The 12,970-nt window shown below is 50.4% G+C and carries 11 protein-coding genes; all 11 read left to right on the top strand.

Features of this window, described 5'->3' with window-relative positions:
* Positions 1-873: sensor histidine kinase (locus HWQ67_RS05095; RefSeq protein ID WP_218251569.1), on the top strand; the 873-nt coding region annotated here is incomplete at its 5' end.
* Between the two features lie 2 nt (positions 874-875).
* Positions 876-1,259, top strand: a complete 384-nt coding sequence (locus HWQ67_RS05100; protein ID WP_218251570.1) for a response regulator — start codon at positions 876-878, stop codon at positions 1,257-1,259.
* A 3-nt stretch (positions 1,260-1,262) separates the two neighbouring features.
* Positions 1,263-2,372 (top strand): HD domain-containing phosphohydrolase, encoded by a 1,110-nt coding sequence (locus HWQ67_RS05105; RefSeq protein ID WP_218251571.1) that lies wholly within the window; start codon positions 1,263-1,265, stop codon positions 2,370-2,372.
* A gap of 5 nt (positions 2,373-2,377) precedes the next feature.
* Complete coding sequence (locus HWQ67_RS05110; protein WP_218251572.1) at positions 2,378-3,217, top strand: HDOD domain-containing protein; 840 nt, start codon at positions 2,378-2,380, stop codon at positions 3,215-3,217.
* On the top strand, positions 3,210-4,658 hold the full coding sequence (gene mnmE / locus HWQ67_RS05115; protein WP_218251573.1) for a tRNA uridine-5-carboxymethylaminomethyl(34) synthesis GTPase MnmE: 1,449 nt from the start codon (positions 3,210-3,212) through the stop codon (positions 4,656-4,658). The genes HWQ67_RS05110 and mnmE overlap by 8 nt, the downstream gene beginning before the upstream one ends.
* Before the next feature lie 98 nt (positions 4,659-4,756).
* A complete protein-coding gene (locus tag HWQ67_RS05120) occupies positions 4,757-5,095 on the top strand; it encodes a nucleotidyltransferase family protein (protein WP_218251574.1) in 339 nt (112 codons plus the stop codon).
* 237 nt (positions 5,096-5,332) lie between these two features.
* On the top strand, positions 5,333-7,306 hold the full coding sequence (locus HWQ67_RS05125) for a tetratricopeptide repeat protein (RefSeq protein WP_218251575.1): 1,974 nt from the start codon (positions 5,333-5,335) through the stop codon (positions 7,304-7,306).
* Between the two features lie 94 nt (positions 7,307-7,400).
* A complete protein-coding gene (locus HWQ67_RS05130; protein WP_218251576.1) occupies positions 7,401-8,642 on the top strand; it encodes a PAS domain S-box protein in 1,242 nt (413 codons plus the stop codon).
* Between the two features lie 20 nt (positions 8,643-8,662).
* The gene (locus HWQ67_RS05135) at positions 8,663-9,031 is read left to right on the top strand and encodes a hypothetical protein (RefSeq protein ID WP_218251577.1); all 369 of its coding nucleotides are present in this window, start codon (positions 8,663-8,665) and stop codon (positions 9,029-9,031) included.
* A 1-nt stretch (position 9,032) separates the two neighbouring features.
* Positions 9,033-10,094, top strand: a complete 1,062-nt coding sequence (locus tag HWQ67_RS05140; protein ID WP_218251578.1) for a SpoIIE family protein phosphatase — start codon at positions 9,033-9,035, stop codon at positions 10,092-10,094.
* The gene (locus HWQ67_RS05145; protein WP_218251579.1) at positions 10,082-12,763 is read left to right on the top strand and encodes a hybrid sensor histidine kinase/response regulator; all 2,682 of its coding nucleotides are present in this window, start codon (positions 10,082-10,084) and stop codon (positions 12,761-12,763) included. The genes HWQ67_RS05140 and HWQ67_RS05145 overlap by 13 nt, the downstream gene beginning before the upstream one ends.
* Positions 12,764-12,970: the final 207 nt, after the last annotated feature.

Below are 12,970 nucleotides of genomic sequence, written 5' to 3' on the forward strand. Positions count from 1 at the left end.
ACCTACTGGGACCTGGGCCTGGTGCCTATCCTCGATGACACCAATGAGATAGAGTTCTTTTTGTTTACCCTCAAAGACGTCACATTGCAGAGGCGTTACAAGGACGAATTGATGACCCTGAATGCAGAACTCCACAAGATAATACAAGATGAAGTGGAAAAAAACAGGCGCAATGACCAGATCATGTATGAACAGTCGCGCCACATCGCCATGGGCGAGCTGCTGTTTAACATTGCCCACCAGTGGAGACAACCCCTGTGTTCGATAGGCCTGATGGTGCAGGACATAGAGGATGCCTACAGGTTTAAGGCTCTCGATGCCGCCTACATCGAAAACTCCTCAAAGGCCATAATGAAGGAACTGCTGTATCTGTCAAACACCATAGACGAATTCAAGGTCTTCTACGCCGGAAATAATGAAAAAACACGATTTAACCTCTCAGAGACGGTACACAGGGTCTTGTCGGTGATGACGGACTATTTCAGAAGCAGAAAGGTGGCTGTCGAGGTTGATATTGACAACAGGATCAATATGGATGGCTACGTCAATGAGTTTTCGCAGGTGTTCCTGAATATCCTGACAAATATAAGGGATGTTTTTGAAAGGCGGCAGGTTGCAAATGCAGTCGTAAAGATAGTATCATATAGACAGCCGCAGACCGGGAAAGTGATCCTGACCTTAACGGATAACGGTGGCGGAATAGACAATAATATAATAGGAAGGATATTTGACCCATACTTTACAACCAAAGACAAGAGCAGAGGTACCGGCCTTGGGCTGTATATCGCCAGGGTGATAATAGAGAACAACATGCACGGGACGATAACGGCGACAAATACAGCGGATGGTTGTCTGTTCAGGATAGAGATGTAAACATGTCAGATGCGCGTATAAATGAAAGTGTACTAAGGGAGTTAACTGTCCTCTACGTTGAGGATGACGATGTCCTTAGGGCTAACCTCGGTAAATTTCTCAAGAGGCGTTTTGGTCATGTGTCCGTGGCATCTAACGGGAAAGAAGGGTTTGACATCTACAGAGACAGTAAACCGGATGTGGTCATAACGGATATAAATATGCCGGTGATGGATGGCAACGAAATGATAAGGCAAATCCTGGAGATAGATGACGCACAGCCAATTATAATAACAACAGCCTTTAACGATGACGAACACACCAGCAGTCGTTGTATCAACCTCATAAAGCCAATAGATATGACCAAGCTGTTGGAGGCGATTCTTTACTGTATGGGCTTGCAATAACAAATGGATACAGACATAGATATGGATTATAGTGACAAGTTAGACCTGCTGTTGAGGCTTGGCAGTGAGATATCAAGAGAAAATAACCTTGGGAGGCTGCTCGAGAAATTTGGCGACTTTTCGAGGGACATTGTGGATGCCGAGCGGTGTTCGATCTTCATACACGATGACAAGCGCAATGAGCTATGGACGATGTTCTCCCACGGGGTGGAGGAAATCCGCCTGGCGGTCAATCTCGGCGTCGCAGGCTATGCCGCAAACACCAGGGAGATACAAATCGTCACGGATGCCTATAAAGACTTCAGATTCTCAAGCGCTACGGACAAAAAGCTCTCCTATGTCACCAACACCATTCTCGCAGTACCACTCTTTGACAAAAATGACAACGTCATAGGGGTCATTGAGGCCATCAATAAGAAAAAAGGCCTCTTTACAAACCTCGATGCCGAACTGCTGCTTTTGTTGTCCCAGTATGTAGGCACCACACTTGCAAACGTATTCCTGTACAACAAGCTCAAAGACACAAACACGAAGCTTATCAGTAAACTCTCAACCACCGTCGAGTTCAAGGACCTCAACACCACCAAACATACCACCAGGGTCTCCCTGTATGCAAAGACGCTGGCCGAAGCCTATGGCATCGAAAAGGACGACATCGAAATTATCAAACTCGCCTCCCCCCTGCACGATGTCGGCAATATAGGTATCCCCGACAACATCCTAAAAAAACCCCAACAGATCACTATTGAGGAGTTTGAAATTGTAAAGACACACACAACACTCGGCTACGATATATTAAACGATGAGGACAACGACATACTTCAAACCGCTGCCATCATCGCCAGGGACCACCACGAAAGATGGGACGGCGCCGGCTATCCCAACAGACTAAAGGGACACAACATCTCCATATACGGCAGAATAGTCGCCATTGCAGATGTCTTTGACGCACTGACATCAAAGAGACCATACAGAGACCCCTGGAGCATTGAAGGAGCTGTCGAACTGTTGATCTCCGAAAAGGGCAAACACTTTGAACCCTACCTCGTTGACGTTTTTGTAAAAAACATCGCCAGTATCAGAGAAATCTACAAAGAATATAAGGAAGAATAAATATTATGGATGAACACATACAATCGATAGCGTATAAGGTGAGGTCGCTCCCCCCGCTTCCGGAGACTATCATCAAGATACAGCAGATATGTCAGGACCCAAATTCGGGCTTAAAGGAGCTTGCCAACGTCGTAGAATGTGACCCCATGCTTACGGCAAACCTGTTGAGGCTTGCAAATTCGCCGTCCTATGGCTTTTCAGGCAGCATCAAGACCGTCGAACACGCCGTGGCCATCTTTGGGATGACCGTGGTATTTGGGTTCGCTCTGGCAAGTGCCGTCAGAAACTCCGTAAAGATAAACCTCTCTCCTTATGGCGTAACGCCTGCTGCCTTTATTAATTCCTCACAACTGCAAAGCGCCCTGATGTATAACTGGTACTATAATGTAGACAAGAACAAACTGGACATACTGGTTCCGGCGGCCTTTATCAACGAAGTCGGAAAGATCGTCATCGCCACCGAACTCATAGCATCGGGCAAAAAGGATGACTTCCAGCGGAAGATAAGCCACCTGCAGGATGAGGAGGCAATATATGAGGTGGAGCACAAGTTCATTGGTGTCAATAACCTCGAAGTCAGCGCAGACATCTTTGAACACTGGCGTCTTGCCACCTCCATGATAAAGGCCATCCGTGCGAGCCTCGATCCCCAAACCGCCGACGATGAGATCATGCCCTATGCCTGGGCGCTAAAGATAGTACGCACGGCCGTGTTGCCCTGTGGCAGGATCACCGACGAGTCAATCGAAAAAAACACGGAAAACCTGACCCTGGCTGCCCTGGATATGTCCGCCTTTCGTACTGCCGCAAACAAGGTGCGTAGAAACACAAGCACAGGTGGATGACACCATAGTGGCCATATCGACGCCTCCAGGGCATGGGGGTATCGGTATCATCAGGCTCAGTGGCAATGGGACAGGCGGGACAGGCGGGGCAATAGCAATAGCCGATACCCTCTTTGTCTTAGGCAGCATCAGTAGTAAAGCCGGTAAAGATTCCAACACCGTTGCCAAAACGGTCTCATCTCTGCCCTCACACACGGTAACATATGGCCACATCGTGGATGGTCAGGACGTTCTTGACGAGGTGCTCTTGACGCTCATGCGTGCCCCCAACAGTTACACGAGGCAAGACGTGGTTGAGATAAACTGTCACGGTGGTCTGATCCCCATGAGGAGGGTGCTCGATGCGGTGCTCAGGTGCGGGGCACGGTTGGCCAATCCGGGGGAATTTACACTGCGAGCATTTCTAAACGGCAGGATAGACCTGGCTCAGGCCGAGGCCGTGTGTGACGTCATAACGGCCAGGACTCAGGAGAGCGCCGCCGTTGCCATGCAGCAGCTCAGTGGAGGACTGTCGCAGCGATTGACCGACATATCGGAGAGGCTTACGGAGGTCTGTGCACACGTTGAGGCATACATAGACTTCCCGGAGGAGGACATAGAACTCTCAACGCACCAGGAAATACTAGAGCAGGTGCATGACCTCAGAGACGAACTCACCGAACTCTCCGGCACCTATGACCGGGGACGACTCCTGCGCGAGGGGCTATCGGTTGCCATTGCCGGCAGACCCAACGTCGGGAAGTCTTCGTTGCTAAATGCCCTTGTACAACGTGACAGGGCAATAGTCACCGCCTCCCCCGGCACCACGCGGGACACCATCGAAGAGTACATCAACGTCGAAGGCATCCCCGTGCGGATCATCGACACGGCCGGCATACGTCCCGCCCCGGAGGACCCGGCTGAGTGCGAAGGGGTGGACAGGAGTATCAGGGCCATTGAGGTCGCCGACCTGGTGCTGGTGATGCTTGATGGTACGGAGGACGTTCTCAGCGACGAGGATATCTCCGTCATCGGCATGGTTACGGCAAAGATGGTTATCGCAATCGTAAACAAGGCCGACAAGCCAATCCTGTTATCGGCCCAACTCGTCAGAGACGCCTTTGAACGTGCCAACTTACCGGCCATACCACTCATAACGTTATCGGCAAAGACCGGTCAAGGGATCAACGAACTAAAACAGGCCATCTTTAACCTGACGATGAAGTCCGGTATTGACTCAAGGGAGGGCGTACTTATCACCAACCTCAGACACAAGACGGCCATAGATAACACCATCGCCGCACTAATCCAAGCCATACACTGCCTCAGAAACGCCACCCCCATTGAGATAACAGCCCTGGAACTCAGAAACGCCCTAAACCATATCGGCGAAATCACAGGCATCGTCACACCCAACGACATCCTCAACAAGATATTCAGCAACTTCTGCATCGGCAAGTGATAAAAAAAAGGAGGGTGACTCCGCCCAGCCTTAGAATTGCCGGCTGGTAAAAATTCTCTTGACAATGATAGATTTAGACGTGGTATGATGTGGCTATCGTGTTAAGAAGAAAACCTTCAAACTTACAGGAAGTTGTTGGCATATTGACAGCACATAAAGATACGCTTGTCAACAAGTTTGGTGTTATTGACATTGCGGTGTTTGGTTCGTATGTACGGGACGAGCAGCGTAAAAGAAGCGATATTGATATCCTGGTTGAGTTAAAGCAAGAATACCTGACTTTTGATAACTATATGGGATTGATGTCTTTTCTTGAAAGGAAAATGAGAGGAAAGGTTGACGTTGTAACAAAGGGAGGCATTAGAAAGGAGCTGGAACCTATTATCTTAAAGGAAGCAGTACATGCCTACGACAATAAGGAGTTATTAGATCATTGAGAGAGTGGAAAAGTATCCTCTTTATATTTCATGGTAGCAAAAGAAAGAAGGGGGCGGCTCTGCCCCCCCTCAGACCCCCCTGCAAGGGGACCAGTCCCCTTGACCCCTTCCTGTGAAACCTTTTACCACGCTTTTTTTAGAGGATACGTGGAAAAGCATTATGGGATTGAGAAATATTGTAATCCATAAGAAATCGTTCAGCTTAGGTGATAATAAACCTGAAACATTCTTACTTCAATGAAGAAAAAGCAAGAAAAGAAAATCACCCCGCACCAACAGGTGACAAGAACAACCACCCGCCCCTTGCACAAACCAATCGTGCATATTGCCCTAATCTTGCTCATCGGCATCGCGGTCTACTCAAACACCCTGACAAGCCCGTTTATCTTTGACGACATCCCCAACATATCCGAAAACCCACTGATCAAAGACCTCCGCTATTTTACGGATAAATCCATGGTGAGGGACATCCCCGTGATCTATAACGTCAAGGACTTCTTCTATTCAAGGTGGATGGGATACTTCACGTTTGCGCTAAACTACAAACTGCACGGCCTCAACACCATAGGCTATCACGCATTCAATCTCCTCATTCACCTCATTAACGCCCTCTGCGTGTATTACCTGATAGCGCTCACCACCCGGACCCCGTTCTTTGCACGAAACACCCCTGCCGGTGATTATCCACGGGATTGTCCGGTTGGCCTCCTGGCGCTCATGGGCGGGATATTGTTTGTCGCCCATCCGATCCAGACACAGGCCGTTACATACATTATTCAGCGGTTTGCATCGCTGGCAACGTTCTTCTACCTGCTCTCCGTCGTGTTCTACATAAGAGCACGGCTTGCCGCTAAGGCAAACCACATGTATACCCTCTACGGTGTTGCCCTTATCTGTGCAGTGTGCGCCATGAAGACAAAGGAGATAGCCATTACCCTACCCGTTATGATAGCCGCATATGAATTTATGTTCCTTGAGGGTAGCCCCAAAAAAAGAGCCTCCCTATTGTTGCCGTTTCTCCTGACAATGATCATCATCCCCGTCTCTCTGATACAGCCCGGCGGCTCCGTGCTTGACGCAGACAAGGTGCAGGAGTCGATGCAACTGGCAAGTGCCCAGGACATATCACGGTGGGACTACCTCTTTACACAGTTCAGGGTGATAACGACCTATGTCAGGCTGCTGCTGTTACCCATACACCAAAACCTCGATTATGATTACCCTGTCTACACTACCCTGTTCAGGGCAGAGGTAATTCTGTCGTTCTTGTTTCTGGTATCCATTGCGGGGATTGGGGTGTATCTGTATCTGCTGTCAAACAGGACTGACAGAGAGGGCAGGCACTGGCTGAGGTTTGCCTCCTTTGGGATACTCTGGTTTTTTGTTGCCCTGTCGGTAGAATCCAGCATAATCCCCATAGCGGATGTCATCTTTGAGCACAGGGTGTATCTGCCATCGGTGGGATTTATCCTTGTCCTGTTGTCCGTGTTGGCAAACAAACTGCAAGGGAGGCAACGGAAGCTCATAATCCCCGTGGCGGCCTTGATTGCATTGGCGCTGTCAGCGGCGACATACGCCAGAAACAACACCTGGCAAAGCAGCGTAACACTCTGGGAGGATATCGTCCGCAAAAGCCCTGGCAAGGTTCGTCCGCACAACAACCTCGGGGCCGATTACTACGACCAGGGACGCATTGACGACGCCATCAGGCAGTACGAAATCGCTCTAAAGCTCAATCCTGACGACCTTGACGCATACCTCAACCTGGGAAACGTGTACGAAAAGCAGGGCAACCTCGATGAGGCAATCAGGCTGTATCAGGCAGCCCTGAAGATAAATCCCGATTTTCCGGATGCCCATAAGAATCTCGGCGACTTTTATCACGACCAGGGGCGCTTTGACGACGCCACCAGAGAGTACCAGACTGCCATCAGGCTTAAGCCTTCCTTTACGGAGGCGTATTATAATCTCGGCGTGATCTACCACAAGCAGGGTCGTCTTGACGAGGCACTCAGGCAGTATCAGCAAACCTTGAAGCTCAACCCAGACCACGCCAACACTCACAACAACCTTGGCGTACTATACTCCGTCAGGGGCAATGCAGATGAGGCAATCAGGGAATACAAAACAGCTATCAGATTGAACCCGGCCCATCCCGAGGCACAGAAAAATCTCGACATCCTATTACAAAATTTGAATAAAAAAAAATAAGAGACTCAAGAAGGAGATACAAAACTTTCTTGCTGTAAAAAATCCTGTGATGTTATACTATATTTGAGAATAAGGCAATAGTAGGGAGGACAAAATGCAATACAAGGGTGACCTAAACGAGGCGAAGGCACTCATCAGTGCCATCGACCGTTCCAACGCTATCATTGAATTTACGGTTGACGGTGAAATCATAGATGCCAACGACATGTTTCTTCAATGTATGGGCTACACCATTGACGAGATCCGCGGCAAGCATCACAGGATATTCGTTGAACCCGGTTTTGCGGTATCACCTGAATACGTTGAATTCTGGGCAAAGCTCAAGGGTGGTCAGTATAGCGCGGCTGAATACATGCGTCTGGCCAAGGGCGGACGCGAGGTCTGGTTGCAGGCAACCTATAACCCGGTACTCGGTGCCGACGGCAAGACACTCAAGGTTATTAAACTCGCCACCGATATCACCGACCAGAAGCTCACAAGTGCCAACGATTCAGGCAAGATTGCCGCTATTGAAAAGTCCATGGCTGTCATTGAGTTTACCACCAACGGCACGATTCTTCGGGCTAACGACATATTCCTAGAGAGCATGGGATACGACAGCCACGAAATAGAAGGTAAGCACCATCGGATATTCGTTAGCAAGGAATATGCCGATTCTCAAGAGTACACTCAATTCTGGACTGCCCTTGCACAGGGCAAGTTCAACAGCGGCCGGTTTGAGCGTTTCACCAAGACAGGGGAGTCGATTTGGCTGCAGGCAACCTACTCTCCGATATTCGATCCAAAGGGGAGGCCCGTAAAGGTCGTCAAGTTCGCTTATGACATTACCGCAAACGTCAGGCAGGGCGAAGAGCTCGAACGTGCCCTCTTAGAAGCACAAGAGGCCGAAAAGGTCCGAAACGAACTGGACCGCGCCGTGGCCGAAATGTCCACCCCCGTAACGCCAATCTGGGAGGGCATTCTGCTGCTTCCCCTTGTTGGCGTCCTCGATTCGATGCGCACCTCGGACATAATGAACAAGTCGCTCAGTATGATTTCCGATATGCGCGCAAAGGTATTCGTTCTGGACATCAGCGGAGTGGCCACCGTAGACACTGCGGTGGCTAATCAATTGATAAAGATCACCAAGGCAACCAGACTTATGGGATGTGAAGCCATAATTTCCGGCCTCTCTCCGGCCATTGCGCGCACGATTGTGGAACTTGGAGTGAATGTCGAGTCTATCCGAACCACAGCCACGCTGCGGGACGCCTTTGAGACGGCACTAACGATGGTCGGTGAATCGCTTGTCGGCAAAAAAAACCTCCAATCTGATGAGCACAAAGGGAAGTCGTAGGGTGCCTGAACAGTTTGTCCATGTCTACTGACCTATACTCCACGGTTGCAATAACCAAGACTAAGGGCGTCATAGTCGTAACAATGCAACCGGATTTGGACAAGGAGGGTTTTGAAACCATGTGCAAGGTGGTGCTCGAACTAACCGCAAAAACCAAAATAAAGGCGGTGGTGCTCGACTTCTCCGCAGTAGACGTTCTCAACCTGCTGGATTTCCAGCGCGCACGAGCATTTCTTGCCTCAGTCCGCTTACTTGGTGCCGAAGTAGCAATTGTAAGTCTCAAGGCCGGCATCGTTGTCTATCTCACCGAAGTCCAGGCAGAAACGGAAGGCATCAACTACTTTTTTGACTTGGACGAAGCCCTTCACCAACTCGGGGAAGGCTGCTGATATGGACGACAACAATGAGTCTACCTTCGCCAGCTTTAACCTCAACAGCATGGCCGGCCTGCACGTGGCAGTTGCTATGACCAGGACACTGCCATTTATGAAGGATATTGGTACCGAAGACCAGGTACTTATATCTACGGTTGTTTCCGAACTGGGCACAAACATTTTGAAATTTGCCGGCAAGGGTACAATATCACTCGCCCGTATTTTTGATAGCGGCCACGACGCCATCCAGATAATAGCGCAAGACAACGGAGCCGGTATCCGTGATGTACAACGAGCTATGCAGGACGGATACAGCAGTGCCGGCACGCTTGGACTTGGACTTCCGGCGGTTTCTCGCATTATGTCAACGATGAAGATCGAAACCGTGGTGGGGAAAGGAACCAGGGTTGTTACCTGTAAATGGCTCAATGACGGTAGCGTCTCCGGGCGATCAGGCGCATCCGGCCGGCAATCGCACAGCAAAACCACCGGTGTAATGAAGATCGAGTATGCTCAGGAAGTGCGCCCGCATCCGCGTGAAACCGTCAGCGGCGACATGACCATACTGTGCCCGGTGGATGCAGGGCTGCTGTTTGGCATCATCGACGTCTCAGGACATGGACCTGAGGCCCATCTTCTGGCACAGAAGTTTGGACAGGCTGTGATAACGGCAACATCGGTCGATATAGAGCATCTGCTGCGGTTGTTGCATGCAATGGCAACCGGTACACGCGGTGCGGCTGTAGGATTGGCCTTTTTCGATTGCGTCAGCCACCGGCTTGCTTTTGCCGGCATTGGCAATGTCCATATTCGAGTGATTGGAGGACGGTCATGGAGAGGGGTGTCACGTGATGGCATTGTCGGTGAAAGACTGCCGGGTATTCTTGCTCAAACAGTTGGACTGACACCCGGCGACCTGGTCGTGATAGCTTCCGATGGCGTATCGGAGAGCGCCAGGACAAACGTCCTCGTCCGCGGCTCAACACTGTCCGCAGGGCAAATAGCTAAGGAGTTAATACTGCAGGCCGGCAAAATGACGGACGATGCCTCCTGCGTGGTAGTCAAATGCCTGCGTTAGAAAACCTGGGGTCCATAACACTTAGAAGTGAGCGCTCCTGCATCGGGTTCAGGCGCAAGTTGGTCAATGCCATGCTGAGTGTCACATCAACGTTAGAGAGTACGCTCACAGCGGCATGGCTTTCAGATTGCACGGTCGCTCTGCTCAAACACCCGCCACTGATTGTTCATCTCAGATTGGACAATGACAACGCCGCACGACTTGTCATCCTCTTTGTTCCCTCTAGGCCATCGACACATCCTTACTGTCCGTCGAGGATTGGGGTTGCCCAAGAGACAACGGACGACTCAGGTGCTCCGGCATTACAGTTCAGTTGTAAGCTAACCAACCACTCACTCACCACCGAACAAATCAGTCAACTACGGCAGGTCTTGACAGAGAAGTCACGTGATGAACTATTTAGCGAAATGCAGGTGATAAACGAGCAAATGATGCAGGCCAAGGAAGTTGCCGAGGATGCCACGAAAGCCAAATCGGACTTCCTCGCTAACATGAGTCACGAAATCCGCACTCCAATGAACGCCATTATAGGCATGTCGCATCTGGTACTAAAGACTGATCTGACCCCACGCCAGCGGGACTTTATCAAGAAGATACATGGTTCGGGCCAACACCTCCTTGGCATCATCAATGATATCCTTGATTTCTCCAAGATAGAAGCAGGCAAGCTTACTGTGGAGCACATTGAACTGCAACTGGACAAGCTCCTGGAGAACGTTGCAAATTTTATTGTGGAGAAAACGACAGCCAAAGGCTTGGAACTTGTTTTTGACGTAGAGCGTGGCATTCCTTACAACTTGATCGGAGACCCACTGCGGCTGGGGCAAATCCTGATCAACTACGTCAACAACGCAGTCAAGTTCACGGAAGATGGCGAGATTGACGTCCAGGTACTCAAGCTCCAGGAGACTGACAAAGACGTCTTGTTGTATTTCTCTGTCAAAGACACCGGCATTGGGCTTACAGAAGAGCAGCGGGTCAGGTTGTTTCAGAGCTTCCAGCAGGCTGATACCTCCACCACTCGCAGGTATGGTGGCACCGGCCTGGGCCTTGCCATTTCCAAGAAGCTTGCCGAATTAATGGGCGGGGAGGTGGGCGTCGAAAGTGAGTACGGCAAAGGTTCCAAGTTCTGGTTTACAGCCCGCCTTGGCAAGGCTACCGTACACTCACGTGCGCGAGTACTGAGCACGGACCTGCACGGTAAGCGTGTGCTGGTCGTGGACGACAACGACAACGCACGCCTGGTGCTGTGTACTCTCCTGGAAGACATGTGTCTTGTTGCACAAGAGGCGAGAAATGGTCGTCAGGCACTCGATTCAATTACCACAGCCGATCTCCGGGGGACTCCCTTCGAACTGGTCATGATTGACTGGCAGATGCCGGTAATGGACGGTATCGAGGTAGCCCAGCGCATACGCAATGCCCCGTTGCAGAAGCAGCCACATCTGATAATGGTGACTGCATATGGCCGGGAGGATATCATTAAAGTGGCCGAGCAAGTGGGAATTTCAGACTTTATAATCAAGCCGCTCAACGCCTCCACTCTGTTTGACAGTCTTGCGCTCGTTATGGGTGACAAGCAGACCGAGCGGCGCGAATCAGCCCTGGAGGGTGTTTCACTGACCATGGAGAACTTGGCAACGATCAAGGGTGCGCGCATACTTCTTGTGGAAGACAACGAGCTAAACCAGGAAGTTGCTACGGAATTACTCAAGGATGCAGGGTTCGTCGTTGACGTTGCGGACAATGGACAGATTGCAGTGGGCATGGTGCAGATCATAGACTACGACATCGTGCTGATGGACATGCAGATGCCGGTTATGAACGGAGTAAGTGCAACCGTAGAGATCCGCAAGATCGAGCGACTGAGGGATTTGTCCATTGTGGCGATGACGGCTAACGCCATGCAGATTGACAAGGACACATGCATGGCAGCAGGCATGAACGATCATATTGCCAAGCCTATTGAACCTGAGGATCTGTGGAAAGTGTTACTGAAATGGGTCAAGCCACGTGAGGGTCTCGGAATCTCGCTTGCAACAACACAGGAGGTCAAGCATTCAGATAATCCCGATTTGCCGGCAAACGTGCCAGGACTGGACATGGACTCCGGGTTGCGACGGGTGCTGGGCAAGCGTTCACTGTACCTGTCGATGTTGAAAAAATTCGTTGCAGGCCAAAAAAATATGCCGGTCCAAGTCCGTGAGGCATTGGCCGCATATGATTGGAAAACCGCCGAGCGTATTGCACACACTACCAAGGGTGTTGCGGGCAACATCGGGGCGTTGGAAGTGCAGTCAGAAGCAGAGAGACTCGAGGCCATGCTTAAAGAAAAGCAGGAGCACCAAGCTGTTGCTCAACAACTTACGGTTGTCGAGGGCAAGCTTAAGGCAGTAATAGCGGCGTTGGAACATGCGCTACCGCCCGATCCTACTCTAAGCGTGCAGAGTCAGATTGACCCCGAAAAGCTTAAGACGGTTTGTGCGCAACTTGACTCCCTGCTGGCCGATGACAATGCCGAGGCCGGAGATGTGCTGGATACAAATGCGGACATGCTTAATGCGGTATTTCCTCAGCACTACCGCAAGATCGATGACGCAATACGGGGATTCGATTTCGAAACCGCCCTATCAGCATTGCGCGAGGCCCAAGCACACAACGCTATATAAGTGGCATAAAATACAAACGTTTACTTGCTTAAAAAAATCCTGTGATGTTATATATATATACTGATCGGATTCGAGTTTTTTCGGGTATCAAAATTGCCCGCATACAAGAAAGAAAGGGGCGGCTCCGCCCCCCTTCAGAACCCCCTGCAAGGGGACCAGTCCCCTTGACCCCATTATTTCACACTCAAATATCATGCCTGAAAAAAC

Origin of the sequence: Candidatus Magnetobacterium casense, from assembly GCF_019173545.1 — a bacterium.
Taxonomy (GTDB): domain Bacteria; phylum Nitrospirota; class Thermodesulfovibrionia; order Thermodesulfovibrionales; family Magnetobacteriaceae; genus Magnetobacterium; species Magnetobacterium cryptolimnobacter.

Coding starts and splice junctions, on each gene's coding strand:
- HWQ67_RS05145 (WP_218251579.1), top strand. CDS start 10,082: ATGCCTGCGTTAGAAAACCTGGGGTCCATAACACTTAGAAGTGAGCGC.
- HWQ67_RS05110 (WP_218251572.1), top strand. CDS start 2,378: ATGGATGAACACATACAATCGATAGCGTATAAGGTGAGGTCGCTCCCC.
- HWQ67_RS05140 (WP_218251578.1), top strand. CDS start 9,033: ATGGACGACAACAATGAGTCTACCTTCGCCAGCTTTAACCTCAACAGC.
- HWQ67_RS05125 (WP_218251575.1), top strand. CDS start 5,333: ATGAAGAAAAAGCAAGAAAAGAAAATCACCCCGCACCAACAGGTGACA.
- HWQ67_RS05130 (WP_218251576.1), top strand. CDS start 7,401: ATGCAATACAAGGGTGACCTAAACGAGGCGAAGGCACTCATCAGTGCC.
- HWQ67_RS05100 (WP_218251570.1), top strand. CDS start 876: ATGTCAGATGCGCGTATAAATGAAAGTGTACTAAGGGAGTTAACTGTC.
- HWQ67_RS05135 (WP_218251577.1), top strand. CDS start 8,663: ATGTCTACTGACCTATACTCCACGGTTGCAATAACCAAGACTAAGGGC.
- HWQ67_RS05105 (WP_218251571.1), top strand. CDS start 1,263: ATGGATACAGACATAGATATGGATTATAGTGACAAGTTAGACCTGCTG.